Source organism: Paraburkholderia ultramafica (assembly GCF_902859915.1).
In the GTDB taxonomy this organism is placed as follows: domain Bacteria; phylum Pseudomonadota; class Gammaproteobacteria; order Burkholderiales; family Burkholderiaceae; genus Paraburkholderia; species Paraburkholderia ultramafica.
On the sequence record NZ_CADIKK010000170.1, the window covers coordinates 1 to 540 of the forward strand.

1 pseudogene is annotated in these 540 nt (G+C 51.5%); it reads right to left on the reverse strand.

Annotated features, from left to right (window positions below):
* Positions 1-222 precede the first annotated feature (222 nt).
* A pseudogene (locus HV744_RS36720) lies at positions 223-438 on the reverse strand (DDE-type integrase/transposase/recombinase); the annotation flags it as partial.
* Positions 439-540 lie beyond the last annotated feature (102 nt).

The window sequence follows — 540 nt, forward strand, 5'->3', positions numbered from 1 at the left end:
ATATATCCGGACCCGTTACCGGGTAACGCAAAATGCCCAAAGGAGATAGCATGTGCCGCTTCACATCGCTTAGTCCAGAAAAACCTGAACGGTCCAGGCGAGGCGCTTACGCTGCAACCTCGACCCAGTGCCAGAGAACGCGGACTGCTTGACAACAGGGAGTCGTCCATACATGGTGCAAATAATCCGTGCGGGCGAACTGCTGCCTATCTATAGGATATCTTATTGAGTCGACATGACCACATTCCAGACAGCAGGCGCAGCAGTATTTTTGAGTTGCAAGCTGGCAAGGTTAAATTGCCCCTTGCGAATGCGATGCATCAATTCGATGCCAGCGAGCGTGATTGCGGCGTTCCTGAAACGTTTGAAGCCGAGCATGACCTTCGTCCGGGATTTGATGTTGCGATGGTCCTGTTCGACGAGGTTATTCAGATACTGATATGACTTTCCCTGTCAATCGGGATATTGATTTTTCGCTTTTCCGTAGGCGCTAGAATTCCCTGAGGGCGGCGTAGCAGTAAGGTCGACGGTGGATCACAC